Source organism: Streptococcus sp. 17.1, from assembly GCF_016648655.1.
Classification (GTDB): Bacteria; Bacillota; Bacilli; order Lactobacillales; family Streptococcaceae; genus Streptococcus; species Streptococcus salivarius_E.
The window spans coordinates 26,052-39,797 of record NZ_JACLQM010000009.1 but is presented as its reverse complement, the minus strand read 5'-3'; the positions used below and the strand labels follow the sequence as shown (position 1 = coordinate 39,797).

Annotated in this window: 9 protein-coding genes and 1 riboswitch; all 9 genes read right to left on the bottom strand. The window is 41.9% G+C overall.

Features of this window, described 5'->3' with window-relative positions; translation table 11 throughout:
* Positions 1-26: 26 nt before the first annotated feature.
* The 9 genes from H7T99_RS06740 to fni all read right to left on the bottom strand — a co-directional run bounded on the left by H7T99_RS06740 (position 27) and on the right by fni (position 13,712).
* Positions 27-1,349 carry a glycosyltransferase family 4 protein gene (locus H7T99_RS06740; RefSeq protein WP_037602077.1) on the bottom strand — a complete coding sequence of 441 codons (1,323 nt, stop codon included), beginning with the start codon at positions 1,347-1,349 and terminating at the stop codon, positions 27-29.
* The gene (locus H7T99_RS06735) at positions 1,350-2,348 is read right to left on the bottom strand and encodes a glycosyltransferase family 4 protein (RefSeq protein WP_037602075.1); all 999 of its coding nucleotides are present in this window, start codon (positions 2,346-2,348) and stop codon (positions 1,350-1,352) included. It lies immediately after the preceding gene.
* A 130-nt stretch (positions 2,349-2,478) separates the two neighbouring features.
* Complete coding sequence (locus H7T99_RS06730) at positions 2,479-5,505, bottom strand: Spy0128 family protein (RefSeq protein ID WP_048790629.1); 3,027 nt, start codon at positions 5,503-5,505, stop codon at positions 2,479-2,481.
* 392 nt (positions 5,506-5,897) lie between these two features.
* Positions 5,898-6,590, bottom strand: coding sequence for a 5'-methylthioadenosine/adenosylhomocysteine nucleosidase (locus H7T99_RS06725; RefSeq protein WP_037602073.1), 693 nt, complete (start codon positions 6,588-6,590; stop codon positions 5,898-5,900).
* A gap of 66 nt (positions 6,591-6,656) precedes the next feature.
* Complete coding sequence (gene macP, locus H7T99_RS06720) at positions 6,657-6,917, bottom strand: cell wall synthase accessory phosphoprotein MacP (RefSeq protein ID WP_037602071.1); 261 nt, start codon at positions 6,915-6,917, stop codon at positions 6,657-6,659.
* A gap of 3 nt (positions 6,918-6,920) precedes the next feature.
* Positions 6,921-7,469 carry an NUDIX domain-containing protein gene (locus H7T99_RS06715; RefSeq protein WP_037602068.1) on the bottom strand — a complete coding sequence of 183 codons (549 nt, stop codon included), beginning with the start codon at positions 7,467-7,469 and terminating at the stop codon, positions 6,921-6,923.
* Positions 7,470-7,544: 75 nt separating this feature from the next.
* Complete coding sequence (glmU, locus tag H7T99_RS06710) at positions 7,545-8,927, bottom strand: bifunctional UDP-N-acetylglucosamine diphosphorylase/glucosamine-1-phosphate N-acetyltransferase GlmU (protein ID WP_037602066.1); 1,383 nt, start codon at positions 8,925-8,927, stop codon at positions 7,545-7,547.
* 284 nt (positions 8,928-9,211) lie between these two features.
* Positions 9,212-11,872 (bottom strand): magnesium-translocating P-type ATPase, encoded by a 2,661-nt coding sequence (gene mgtA / locus H7T99_RS06705; protein ID WP_037602064.1) that lies wholly within the window; start codon positions 11,870-11,872, stop codon positions 9,212-9,214.
* 224 nt (positions 11,873-12,096) lie between these two features.
* Positions 12,097-12,252: riboswitch (M-box (ykoK) riboswitch) on the bottom strand.
* 455 nt (positions 12,253-12,707) lie between these two features.
* Positions 12,708-13,712: a type 2 isopentenyl-diphosphate Delta-isomerase gene (fni, locus tag H7T99_RS06700; RefSeq protein WP_037602062.1), complete on the bottom strand. Its 1,005-nt coding sequence runs from the start codon at positions 13,710-13,712 to the stop codon at positions 12,708-12,710.
* Between the last annotated feature and the right edge of the window lie 34 nt (positions 13,713-13,746).

The window sequence follows — 13,746 nt, the reverse complement described above, 5'->3', positions numbered from 1 at the left end:
CTGACTAGGAAAATCTGATAGCTTTCCTAATCCAATAGTTTCGTGATATTTTTGATTTTCTTGACCTGTTTGGCTGATCCTTTAAGGATACGAACAGAACCATTAACAGGCAAGGTAATAGCCTTGGTTGGCAAGTAAGTCACCATACGCGTCAAGCGTTTCATGGTACTATCTTCACCATTCAAATCATTGTGGAAATCCTTAGAAATCGTGAGGTCCAAGTAATACTCATAGACACGTTTTCCAAAGTTTTCGGCAGAAATTTCATAGAGCTTCTCAGCCCACTTTGTCTCATCTTTTTCCGGCGTTGCTATAGCCGCTTCCAAAATTGCCCCAGCTAAATCATTATCATGATAATAAAGCGTTCCAAACATCTGGTCCGTAATCACATTATCCAAATAAGGATTTCCATGAGCAATAATCGGAGTACCGCTAGCCAAGGCTTCCAGATAGGTCAAGCCCTGAGTCTCACTGGTTGATGCCGAGATGAAGAAATTAGCAGCCTTATAGTAAAGAGCTGTTTCGCCAGGTGCAATCATACCTGTGAAAACCACCTTATCCAGAATACCAAGTTTCTTGGCTTGGGACTTCAGGTCTGGTAGGTAAGGGCCATCGCCAGCAACAACTAACCGAACCTTATCGTCTTCCTCTAAAACCGAAGGTAGAGCCGCCAGAACTGCTTGGATATTTTTCTCATAAGAGACACGAGACAAGCTCAACAACATGGTTTCATCCGAAGCAATACCAAGCTTGGCTCTCAAGTCCGCTACATCTTCTTCGGTAATCTCTGGACGCTGGAATTTTTCAAGTTCAATGCCTGTTGGAATGACCCGTTTTTCAGCAGCAATCTTGTACTTGAGTAAAAGGTCATAAACAATCTCGCTCGGACAGATAACCCCATCCAGATCGCTCATAAAGCCACGAACAATGTACTTAACCATACTTGGACGGATGACCATACCTTTGGCAATATAGCGGACATAGTCTTCATACTGAGTATGATAGGTGTGCACAACAGGAATCCTAAGTTCACGCGCAATGGCAATCCCTAGAAGCCCCAAGGAGAACTCTGTCTGCGTGTGAATAATATCAAGCTTGTACTGTTTTGCAATTTCTAGAGCCTTAGAAAAGCCACGATAAGCCACTCGGCGATCCTTAAAAGCAAAGAAAGGCACACTAGGAATACGGACAATCTGCCAGTCTTCATAGCGGTCAACATCTCTATCAGTCGTGGTAAAGATAAAGACTGTATGCCCCATTTTTTCCAACTGCGTCTTCAGTGTGCGAATACTGGTCGCAACACCTGATACCTGTGGAAAATAGGTATCTGTAAACAATCCGATACGCATTTAAATCTCCAATACTTCTTTGTAGGCTTCAACAAGTTTTTGGGCGACATCATCAATCGAGCGACTTTCCGCAACCTTGTAACCTTCTTCACGTTTGTCCACTTTACCATCGATAATATCTTGCAAGGCAACTACAAATTCGTCCACGTTATGCCCGAATGAAGCAGATTTGTCATCAACCCAGCCCTCATAAACAGGAATATCACGCAAAACCACATGTTGGTGACTGGCAAAGGCCTCTAGCACTACGATTCCTTCGGTTTCCTCATAGGACGGAAAAAAGAAGGCATTAGCACCACTCATAGCTCCCTGGAAGACAGCTCCCTTGAAGTAACCTGGGAAGCTGACATTATCAGGGTGCTTGCCATTGACAATGTCTCGAATCTTCTTAGGAATCAGCCATTTGCTGATACTCCCTAACCAAATGAAACGAACATGGGGCATCTTTTCAGCAACCTTGACGAAATCTTCAATTCCTTTTCGTTGGAAATAAAGACCCGCACAAATAACCACTGGCTGTCCTTCCTCGATACCAAAGTAGTCTCGGAAAACTTCTTCCTTACGTGTATCCTTACCGTATTTTTTCAGATCAATCCCATTTGAAACAGCAATGATTGGTGTGGTAACTCCGTAAGACTGAATCAATTTTTTGGAATACTCAGATGGTGTAATCACGTAATCGGCCTTTTGATACATGTGGGCCAAATATTTCCCAAAAAGTGGGGCCAAAAGGTTAGAACCGATGAATGAATTCTCAAAGTCTTCACGTGTCGAATGACCATGCATGATGACCTTCTTGCCACGGCGTTTTGCAGCATGCAACAACATCAAGCTACGTGGACCATAAGTATTAATATGAACGACATCGTAATCACCCAAGATGTCCGTTGTATAGGGAATCCCCGCCAAGTCCAAGGCATGCATCTGATGGTGGAGAGCCCGTCCGATTCCTGATTTTTCAAGAACCGATTTTCCTTCAAGATAAAGTAGAACTTTCATACTCCTCATTATAGCTTAATTTAGTAGAAATTTCATCCTGCAGTTGGCTTTATCTTGATTTCTCATTTAATGAGATAGGCATTCCAACACTAAAAAAGATCGAGCATTCTCGATCTTTTAGGTCATCATCTTAAACGTCTTTACGGCGACGATGGCTATATGCTACACCCATGACTGCTGCCATTTCTGCTGCCACACCGAGGGCAAGCAAGGCAGTATCGTTAGCTTGACCAGTCTCTGGAAGTTGAGGTCCTGATTTCTCAGAGGATTGAACTGGCTTAGCTGGTTTTGGCGTCACTGGTGGAGTAGGCGGTGTTGGTGGTGTCGGCGGAACCACTGGTGGTTTAGGTGGGACACTTGGTGGTGTCGGTGGTGTTGGCGGTGTAGGAGGTTTTGGAGGAATGTAACTATTGTTAAATTCTGTATCCAAAGGAAGAAGAACTGCTGCTACAAGCAGATTTTCCTTTTCACCCACAGTCTTGGTAACAGTCACCTGGAATTTAGCTACCATGTTATCATAAACCACATCGGCTTCATTGCCCTTGACTTCTTCAACAGTGTAGTAGTAAACACCTGGTTTGTCATAGACAATGTTTTCAAAACTAATGTTTCCTTTTGAATTATTGGTCACTGTTTGGATAACATTACCCTTGTCGTCCTTAAGAACGAAGCTAAATTCACCATCTTTGAGGTTACGGCCCGTAAGAACCTTGGTCAATTCGAATTTGGCCTTGGCTGGTTGCACTTCTTTAACATAGTTATTAAAGACAGTGTCTTTTGGATTAGCGACCGTTGATACCAAAGCATCGCCATCTCGGGTCACTGTAATCCAGACAGTCGCTTTCATACCATCATAAATGATATCTTCGTTAGTTCCCTTAACTTCTTCAACAGTATAAGTGTAAGTTCCTGCCTTATCAAAGTGAAGTTCACTAAATGCAACACGACCATCAGCTGTATTACCAACAGTTTCGACAATATGGCCTGCACTATCTTTGAGGACAAATTGGAACTCATTAGCAGTCAAAGTTTGGTTAACACCTGCCTTAGTCAATTCCTTACTGAACTGAATAGCAGCTTTAGCTGGAGTCACAAACTTGTTGTTAAAGATGGTGTCTTTTGGATTAACTACGGTTGAAACAAGAGCATCACCATCACGTGTTACCGTGATAGAAACAGCAGCTTTCATCGTATCATAGACAATTGCATCATCCTTACCTGCAAGTTCTTCAACAGTGTAGTTGTAGGTACCTACCTTATTAAAGGTCAACTCACTAAAGGCAACCTGACCGTCAGCTGTATTTCCAACAGTTTCAAGGACTTTTCCAAAACGGTCTTTAAGGACAAATTGGAATTGATCTGCTTTTAGATCTTGCTTAACACCTGCCTTGGTCAATTCCTTACCAAATGCAATTTTGGCCTTGGCTGGTGTTACTAATTTATTGTTAAAGATAACGTCTTCTGGATAGACAACCTTGGCAACCAATTTAACTTGGTTATCTACAGTTTCACGAACAACCTGAATAGTGATATTGGCTTCGAGTTTGTCGTATACCACATCTTCGTCATTTCCTGGAACTTCAGTCACACGATAATGATAGACGCCTGGCTTGCTAAGTGAGAGATCTGAAAAGACAATTTTACCCTTGGCATCATTAGTGGTTTCCCCTAACTCAACAGGATTGGCACCATCAGTCACATCAAGGAGTTTGAATGTAAACTCTTTATCTTTGAGGTCTCTACCGGTCAATTCCTTCTCAAGTTCAAGATTGAAATGAGCGAGGTTATCCCCGATGGCATCTCCACGACCTCCAACCAAGCGAATGGTTGACTTGTAAGAATCAGAAACAACATCGGCATGAAGCTTAATGCGGTTGACAGGGTTGGTTGCTTCTTCAACAGGTTGTGTCAAACGGGTTTGATACCAAACATAAACCATGCGGTCTAACTGATTAAGTTTAAGCTCAAAATGGGTGTCGTCATAAGAGAAACTCTTAATCAGGTCCATAGCTGATCCCTTGTCAATCCAAGGATCTGCCGAATCAATGTAGCGGAGTTGCAAAGAACCGTCCACAAATCGTTGATTGTCAGACCAAGTGTCAATCAATCTCAAGTTGTTAAGAACACGACGTGAGTAGTTAAGACGCATCTGCCAATTCAAAAGCGTAGGATCATTCTTGTCTTGACTACCCCACTTAGAAATAACCTCTTGACCTGGAGGAGGTGACTGCACTTTACCCACTGAAACATGAATGATACGTCCCTCAAAATCAAGAGTGAGATGTTCCCCTTCATCTACTTCTTCAGAATAAAGGGTATCCAACTCCAAACTCATGAGCTTATTGTTGGGATGTGTTTGGAAATAGTTATTAAAGGTCGTTGTGACACGATTCTTCTCAGGATCAATTTGAGCCAGACCTACAATTTGATTGTCTGGATTATAGACATTGATATCGTAGCTAGTACGGAAACGCAACTGCTCAGGCAAATTAAAAATGACCTGATCCCCTTCATTGATAGTCATATCATCAGGGAAAGGAATATTGTGGTAGACAACCTTGCTAGTAGCGTACTTACTATTTCCGTTCGGAAATTCTATTTCCACATCAGGATTTTGAACAGTGATTTCAGTTCCTGTCTTTGTCACCTTGACATCCGCTGGGATCGGACGACTTAGGTTGGTAACCTTAAGTCCGAAATTATCAGACGAAGCGGAACTCGTATTGTTTGCTGCAGCGAGGTCGCTAGCGCTAGCTTCTCGTGTTTCATTGACTGTAACAGGTTTCTCACTGAGCCCCTCACTAGTCTTATCTTGTGATGAACTTGTTTGCTCAGAGCTTGCAACCGTTTGCTCTTGAAGCGCAACTTCACTAGAAACAGCAGTTACTAAGATAGCACTGGTACTTTCTGCTTGAACGGTAGGTTCAGCTGTCACTTCTTGACTTGAGGCACTAGTGCTTGTCCTTTGGCCCCCACCATCAGACTCACTGGCTTCCTCAAGTACACTCGTCGCTGGTTGGCCTTTAGGCTCTTCAGCTTGATCTGCTTTGGCGGTACTTACACCAAAAACTGCAGACGAAAGTAAGACCGAAGCAACGCCCACCGTAAACTTACGGATTGAGAAACGCTGCCTCGAATCACCGAATCGGTTATTCATGATTCTATCCTCCCATTTTTACAAATCTTAACATTTTTGCAACCCTTTTCATTCTGAATTATACACTATTTTCAGAACTTTGCAAGATAATTATTTACCCCTTTGGAGGTTTTGTAAAGCTTTCTAAGATATCAATAGATAGTGAAATTTTCAAACCCTTATATTATAAGCTTTCTTTCGGAGTCTCTCTTTTAATATTGTTTTTCTTTCTCATTTTATTGACATAATTTTAATTAAATTTCCGTCTGAAAAATGCTAAAATTCAGATTTTTTCTTTAAAAAATGAGAAGGTTTTCTTATTTAAAAGCAGAAAAAAACTGCCATTCTTAAAGGAATAACAGTCGTCTTTAAATTTATTAAGAAAATGAGCATAAACACTCATTTAAAGTATTTTAGGCAAGCTCTTTGAGAAACTCCACTAAGATAGCAGCTGATTGTTTCCCCGCCTGAATAATGAATTCGTCAAAAGTAATATTAGCGTCATGGGCTGCTGTATCACTCATAGCACGAACAACGATGAAAGATTTCTTGACACTGTGTGCAGCTTGAGCAATTGCTGCTCCCTCCATCTCTACAGCCAAGACTTCTGGAAAATGCCCCTTAATAATATCAATCTTGTCTTGACCTGCAATGAAGCTATCACCAGTCGCAATAAGACCAATTTTAGAGTCGATAGAGGCTTGAGCCAAAACCTTTTCAAAAGTCTCTACAAAGCTAGGGTCACTTTCAAAGTAGAGTGGTTGCATAGACATTTGCCCATAGTCATAGCCAAATGCTGTCAAGTCAACATCGTGATAGGCCAATTTTGATGCCACAACGACATCTCCAATTTTAAGTCCAGGTGCTACTGCTCCTGCAGAACCAGTGTTAATGAGGGCATCAACGCCAAAGTGGTCTGCCAAAACAGCCACAGACATGGCTGACATAACCTTACCAACACCTGATTGCACCAAAACGACGTCGTGTTTTCCCAAGCGTCCTGTGTAGTAGGTATTGCCAAGAACAGTTTCTTCAACCTTATTTTCCAATTGCTCCACTAGAAGCACTAACTCCTGCTCCATGGCAGCGATAATTCCAATTTTCATATAGTTCCTTTTCAGCTTGTAATCTTGTCTGAATCAGTAGACAGAGCTATCTGACTCATAGACTTATTAGAAATAAAAGACAGCAATGAAGAGAATAATCAAGAGGACGACAACCCAAAAGAGGATGCGATTAAGCTTGTGTTGGAATTGATTGCGTTTAGCATTCTCAATCCGACGGCTCTTGTAAGCAGAGGGCTGATAATTAGCTTCATAGTCCTCATCATAGAACTCTTGATCATAGTCCTCATAATAAGGATGTTCCTCTAAATCGATTTCCCCACGCTTAGCCTGCTCAATGACATCGTCAGTCAAAAGTGGCTTACTCATAACTTATTTTCCTCCAAAATGAAGTGCATAGTATTGGAGAGCGATGATGGTTTTAGCATCTTGAATTGCACCTGAAGCTACGAGTTCCATACATTCCGCATAAGTCAACTCATAGATTTCAAGAAACTCATCTTCGTCAAGTGGGCGTGGATTTTCAACAGGCTTGAGGTTTGTAGCCACATAGAGCTTGATTTTTTCATTACAGAAACCAATGGCTGTGTAAAACTCATGAATCAATTTAAGTTCACCCTTATACTGAGTCTCCTCTTCAAGTTCACGCGCTGCTGCAGCCATCTCTTCACCAGCTTCACCGACTTCCAGTTTACCCGCAGGAATCTCGTAAGAAACTGCCTCAATAGCCTTGCGGTATTGCTTGACGATGATGATTTTTCCTTCTGGGGTAACCGCTAAAACAGCTACTGCTCCCTTGTGAAAGATGAGTTCACGACCAGCTGTCTTACCGTCTGGCAAGAGGACTTCGTCTACTGCAACTTCAAAAATATGTCCCTTAAATTTTGACTCACGTTTAAGTGTTTTTTCTTCAAACTCCATGACTTGACTCCTTTAATCTATGACCCCAATCTAAATCATCTCTCCAATAGAAGTAAGACTTAGATAGGCTTAAGCCTACTTATGTTGGCTTGGGTGGTGAGGTTTCTTAATGGCATAGCCTTCTTTATTGACCTGACGGCCACGTCCAATGGCTACGCTGTCCGCTGGCACATCATCTGTAATAGTTGAACCAGCTGCTGTGAGGGCGTTATCCCCAATTTCAAGCGGTGCAATCAAGGTTGAATTGCTTCCGATAAAGACGTTGTTAGCAATTTGGGTCTTGAATTTATGTTGACCATCATAGTTAACGGTAATTGTTCCAGCACCAAAGTTAACGTCAGAACCAACTTCCGCATTACCAATGTAGGTCAAGTGACCAGCCTTAGTATTTTCACCGATGGTAGAACCCTTAACCTCGACGAAGTTACCGATATGAACGCCTTCTTTGAGAATTGAATCCGGACGAACATGGGCAAATGGACCAACAGTAACACCTTCTTCAACCACTGAGTGCTCAATCATAGAGTTAGTGATAACAGTATTGGCACCGATAGTTGAATCAACAATATAAGTCCCATTGGTAAGCACTGACTCTGCACCGACTTTAGTTTGCCCTTTAAGCGTAACATTGGCTTCAATGACAACGTCTGGCTCAATTTCCACATCCACATCGATATAAGTAGCGTTTGGATTTTGGAAAGTAACACCATTAACCATGTGAGCTTGGTTGATGCGACGACGCATAACATCTTCTGCCGTAGCCAAGGCAACACGGTCGTTAACCCCGAGACTTTCTTCAAAGTCACGAAGAGTGAAGGCACCTACTTTTTCACCATTCTCACGGAAAATAGAAATAACATCAGTCAAATAGTATTCCCCTTGAGCGTTGTTAGTGTTGATATTTTTAAGTGCTTCGAAGAGACGTTTATTGTCAAAGACATAAGTCCCTGTATTGATTTCTTTGACCTGTTGTTCGAATTCGTTGGCATCTTTTTGCTCAACAATCTTAGTCACTTCGCCATTTTCGTTACGGATAATACGACCATAACCAAACGGATTGTCCGCAGTTGCAGTCAAGATAGTGGCAACATTTTTGTGATTAACATGGAAATCAATAAGGTTTTTAAGGCTTTCACCGGTAATCAAAGGCGTGTCACCGGCGATAACAAGCGTTTGCCCTTCAAGTCCAGCCAACTCTTCTTCAGCCATCATTACTGCGTGACCAGTCCCCAACTGCTCAGTTTGCATAGTGAAGGCAGATTGACCGTCCAAAACCTCACGAACAAGCTCAGCCTTGTGACCAATAACAGTAACGTTTTTAGCTGGTTCGATAGCTGAAACTGCACGGAAGACATGCTCAAGCATAGTGATGCCTGAAACCTTGTGCAATACTTTTGGAAGATCTGATTTCATGCGAGTTCCTTTACCCGCAGCAAGGATAATAGCGTAATTACTCATTTTCTTTTTCCTTCTTAAGATTTATTTGTGATGGTTTCCTTCGAGGCGGTCTTAGCCTTGAGCCCCAAATCTCAGGACCTCAACCTCCCACTGGGATAGCCTACGAAAGAAAGGGGCCTTGAAAACATAGTCTCTCATTTCTTAGAAAAGATGTCCTCATAACAGACGTTTTTTAGGGCCTCTGATTATCTATAATCGCCCTATTATACCATAAATGAAAAGGTTTTGGCAGAATGAAAGGTAATGAAAAAAGAGCTGACGCTCTTTTTCTAAGAATAGTTATCCTATAACCATTCTTTGTATTTCTTAATATAGATATGCTTCACAAAGGTAACACTAAGCATATACAAAGTAATGATGATAAACAAGAGAATGAAATAGAGACCGTTTAGATGGCTGAGTTTTAAGAGACTAGCCAATGGACTGTATGGAAGAGAAGTCACAAAGAAAGCAGCAAATAAGGTTGTCACAACAACTGATAGTGCTGGGTGACTTTGAATAAATGGTAGTTTTGGTGAACGTAACATGTGGATAACCATGGTTTGAGACCACATAGATTCGATAAACCAACCTGTTTGGAAAATAATGATAAAGGCTGCTGCTTCTGGTGAACCATGAACATAGCCATGCCCCAAAATCATTGGCACAATGATGAAATAGAGCAAGATATATGTCAAAATATCAAATACGGACGAAATAGGTCCTATCCAAGCCATGAAACGCATGATTGATTTGGCTTCCCAGATATGTGGCTCTTTAAGAAATTCCTTGTCCACATTGTCAAATGGAAGGGCGATACAAGAGATATCATAGACAAGATTTAGGACAATCAAATGCACAGGTGCCATTGGTAGGAATGGTAAGAAAATGCTGGCAAAGAGGAGAGAAAAGATATTCCCGAAATTTGAAGAAACGGTCATCTTGATATATTTGGTCATATTAGCATAGACCTTCCGTCCTTCAACCAAACCTTTTTCCAAGACCATTAAATCCTTATCAAGCAAGATAACATCTGCAGTTTCTTTGGCGATATCAACAGCTGTATCCACAGAAATCCCCACATCTGACACCTTCATGGATGGGGCATCGTTGATACCATCACCCATATAGCCTACCTTATGCCCATTTTCCTTAAGGCTTAGGATAATTCGTGCCTTTTGGTCTGGGGATAACTTAGCAAAGACTGTTGTCGTTTCCACAGCCTTAGCCAAATCTTGATCTGACATGGTATCAAGATCACTTCCAAGTAGAATGTGCGTCACATCTAGACCAACTTTTTCACAGACAGCCTGTGTCACCTTATCATTGTCTCCAGTCAAAATTTTTGTGGTCACACCATATTCCGCCAAAGCCTTGATAGCAGGTGCTGCTGATGGTTTTGGTGGGTCAAGGAAGGCAAGATATCCCGTCAAAATCATATCACTTTCATCTTCGACACTAAAGACGTCATTTTCATTAAGCTGTGATTTGTAGCTAACACCGAGAACACGCAAACCTTGTTCATTCAACTGTGCAACTTCCGCAAGGACTTCCTCACGAACATCGTCAGTCAATGGGATAATGTCTCCCTTGTATTCCACATAGTTAGAAACAGAGAGCATTTCTTCAAGGGCACCTTTTGTCACCATGCTAACAAATCCATCAGTGTCTTGAACAATGACACTCATGCGACGACGTTCAAAATCAAAAGGTAGCTCATCAATCTTGTGGAAGGTCTGGTCAAGGTCACGAACGATGTCATGTTTCTTAGCTTCTCTTTCAGTTCGGCTAATAATGGCACGGTCCATAAGATTTTTTAAGCCAGTTTGGAAATAAGAATTAAGATAGGCTCTCCGAAGTACTGATAGGTCAAGGTCACCATGGATATCAAGAGGGTACTCAAGAACGATTTCATCCTGAGTCAGGGTTCCTGTCTTATCCGTACAAAGGATGTCGATAGCCCCTAGGTCTTGAATAGCATTAAGTTTTTTGATGACCACCTTTTCCTTGGCCATAATAATAGAACCCTTGGCAAGACTGGCTGTGATAATCATCGGCAACATTTCTGGGGTCAAACCGACTCCCACACTAAGGGCAAAGACGCCGGCTTCAAGCCAGTCCCCATCTGTTAAACCGTTAATCACAAAAACAACAGGAACCATAACTAACATGAGTCGAATCAAGAGCCAAGAAATGGAATTCATCTCACGTTCAAATGAAGTTGGTTCGTCATAAGTATTGATGGTCTGCTCAATTGCTCCCATCATGGTTTCATCACCAACAACTAAAACCAAGGCAGTTGCACGACCAGAGATAACATTAGTTCCCATGAAAGCAAGGCTCTCACTTTCAAGCAGGCTCTCTAGATTTTGACCATCTGCTTTAGCCAGACAAGCTTTTTCCACAGCATCGCTTTCACCTGTCAAGCCAGACTGTTGAACAAAGAAATCACGAGAATCTAGTAAGACCACATCAGCCGGAATCATATCTCCCGCACTTAGTTTGACCACATCTCCAACCACAATTTCATCAATTGGGATTTCTTGCTCACTGCCATCTCGAAGTATTGTTGCTGTATTGACAATCATGCGAGACAAATTACTGGCAGCCTTGTCGCTACGAAGTTCTTGAATAAAACGGATACCACCAGATATCAAAACTAGAGTGACAATGATGATAGAAGTCGTTGGGTCTTCTTCACCCGGTTTAGCAAGCCAGACATTGGTGATAAAGGAAACCAGAGCAATGACTAAGAGAATAACAGTAAAGGGATTGATGATAGATTCATAAATCTTTTTGATGATAGAATCCTCTTGTCCTTTAGTTATGACATTTTCCCCATAAAGGTCACGGTTTTCTTCTACTTGGTCTTCCTTCAAGCCATCCAAATGAGTCTTGTAGCGAGTAAGGGTTGTTTCAAGTGGCTCTTGAAGAGCAGCAATAAGTCTTTCTTTATTTGTTGACATTGGAATCTCCTTATTTAATCAGGAGCCAATCACTTATGGAGTCCCTAAGACACTAATCAGCGATTGACTGGTTAGGTGCGGTTCGGGGTGATCGTCGATTAGTCTCATAGGTTTCTCCTTTCATTTTTTTACATAGTGGGTGGACCTCAGACAAAAGAAAAGAGTCCTACCCATATACAGGTAAGACTCTATAAACTCGAGGTTGATTTTTTAATAGATTCTGTCAAAAAATGGACCGTTCAAGCTTTAGCTCCGCAAGGCGATGAAATGAGCTTAGTCTTGACCTTGGCGATCAGGACTGTTGACCAACGAGTAGTGTCTCCACTGCTTTGCGGTAGTCATCCGTATCCTTGTGGTAGCCTCACCTACCGTATTTCACTGAAAATAATACTCCTAAGGCGGTAACTTGTCAAGGGGAAAAGTTACTTTTTTGCTTGAGTGGGTAATAAAAAAAGAGCTTCCGCTCTTTTTTGTAAGATATTCTTTTGTAAAATGGATTTTTTTAGACTTTCCTTAAGTGAGTAGGGACGTCAGCGAACTTCTTCGAAGCTCCATGACTAATTTTTGAGCCCCTTCACTTTTTAATTTCTAGGCTCAGGCTAAAACAGTTCCCCAAACTGTTTTACTCTCAAAAATTCCGAGTTCTAGAAATACTTGTATTTCTAGAACTTTTCTCACAGCGAAAAGTCTCGTTAAGTGCTCGCTAGAAACAAATCAAATCAAGAATGTTATTATTTATCCTTGACCGGTGTTAAAATGATGTCTCCATAATATCATCGCCTAGAGAAATTGTTTTATCATCTTTAAAAATTAAAAAAGAGCACTTGGATCTTTCCTACTTTCTTTGCTTGATATAAGTCCCTTGTAGCTTACCATGTAAGATGTAATCCACAGATTTGAGCTCATCAACAGTTCGACAATCAAGGGTACACATGATGAGACGAAGGTCGTCCTTCCAGCCATTAACGATAGCTACAACCTTATCCACAGGGTAACGTTCCACCAATTCAAGAACTGTTCGCGAGAGGCCAACGCCTTTTGCTCCAAGGACCAAGCATTTGACCATATCAAGTGGGTTTCGCACGCCACCTGAGGCTAGGATTTCCACAGCTTCACGAAGGTCTTGGGCTTGCAAGAGGGTCTGAACGGTGCTTTGTCCCCAGTCATTGAGGTAATCTCGGTTACCGCCTCTACTATTTTCAATATAGGCGAAGCTAGTCCCACCACGACCTGAGATATCCACAGTTTTGATGCCCTGAGACATGGCGTAACGAATGGTTTCCACATCCATACCAAAGCCGACCTCCTTAAGCACAAGAGGAACCTCTATTTTCTGTGCATAAGCCGCCACATTTTCCTTCCAGGTATGGAAAATACGCTCTCCCTCAGGCATGAGAAGCTCCTGCATAAGATTAACATGGAGCTGTAAAAAGACTGGGTTCATAGCTTCCACCGTCTTAATGCCCAGGTCCACAGACTTATCCACACCGATATTAGTTGCTAGGTCTAAGTCTGGAAACTCTTGGCGATAGTCAAAGGATTCTGGTGCTTCCCCCTTTAGAGCAGCACTGTAGGAACCCGTCACCATGAGAATACCTGTTCGACTGGCCACCTCAGCTAGTTTTCGATTGACAGCCCCACCCTTGGCAGAACCACCTGTCATGGCATTGATATAAAAGGGAAAATTCCAATCTCGTCCCGCAAAATGTGTGGACAAGTCAATCTGATCTAAATCATAAGTCGGTAGAGACTTGTGGATAAGTTCCATATCGTCAAAACTATTGTAGGGCGACTGGTACTTAAGGGCATAACGGATGTGATCGTCTTTACGATTTGTCATAGGTTATTTCTTTACTTTCTTGCGTGATAATGTC

Bases quoted from the DNA above. Each gene is read 5' to 3' on its own strand.
- glmU (WP_037602066.1), bottom strand. From the start codon at position 8,927: ATGAGTAATTACGCTATTATCCTTGCTGCGGGTAAAGGAACTCGCATG.
- H7T99_RS06740 (WP_037602077.1), bottom strand. From the start codon at position 1,349: ATGCGTATCGGATTGTTTACAGATACCTATTTTCCACAGGTATCAGGT.
- fni (WP_037602062.1), bottom strand. From the start codon at position 13,712: ATGACAAATCGTAAAGACGATCACATCCGTTATGCCCTTAAGTACCAG.
- mgtA (WP_037602064.1), bottom strand. From the start codon at position 11,872: ATGTCAACAAATAAAGAAAGACTTATTGCTGCTCTTCAAGAGCCACTT.
- H7T99_RS06715 (WP_037602068.1), bottom strand. From the start codon at position 7,469: ATGGAGTTTGAAGAAAAAACACTTAAACGTGAGTCAAAATTTAAGGGA.
- H7T99_RS06725 (WP_037602073.1), bottom strand. From the start codon at position 6,590: ATGAAAATTGGAATTATCGCTGCCATGGAGCAGGAGTTAGTGCTTCTA.
- H7T99_RS06735 (WP_037602075.1), bottom strand. From the start codon at position 2,348: ATGAAAGTTCTACTTTATCTTGAAGGAAAATCGGTTCTTGAAAAATCA.
- H7T99_RS06730 (WP_048790629.1), bottom strand. From the start codon at position 5,505: ATGAATAACCGATTCGGTGATTCGAGGCAGCGTTTCTCAATCCGTAAG.
- macP (WP_037602071.1), bottom strand. From the start codon at position 6,917: ATGAGTAAGCCACTTTTGACTGACGATGTCATTGAGCAGGCTAAGCGT.